Annotated in this window: 1 protein-coding gene; it reads left to right on the top strand. The window is 49.5% G+C overall.

Annotated features, from left to right (window positions below):
- A partial coding sequence (locus tag STRDD11_RS13460; protein ID WP_206512733.1) for a PD-(D/E)XK nuclease family transposase occupies window positions 1–299 on the top strand: 299 nt, incomplete at both ends.

Raw genomic sequence — 299 nt, 5'->3', positions numbered from 1 at the left:
GACGCATACACTGTATTCGGAGATGAACCCCGTCTACTGCATTGCCATTCTGGAGCAGGATTATTTTGCAGACGAGCGCGCTTTCCGCACCATTTCACTCAGGGATGATGAGACTGGGGAGCCCCTGCTTTCCGACTTCAAAGACAGCCGGAGCCGTCCGCCGATGGCATTTGCATTCTTGGAACTAAGCAAGTATAATAAAGATAAGGTAGCAGATTACAATCTGCAGAAATGGTTCGAATTCTTCCGCAATCAGCCTTTTGACATCCCGACGGATCCTGTCATCAAAGAGGCCGAAG

Origin of the sequence: Streptococcus sp. DD11, from assembly GCF_001578865.1 — a bacterium.
Classification (GTDB): Bacteria; Bacillota; Bacilli; order Lactobacillales; family Streptococcaceae; genus Streptococcus; species Streptococcus panodentis.
The sequence above is the reverse complement of the archived record's forward strand: the minus strand, read 5'-3'. Positions and strand labels throughout refer to the sequence as shown.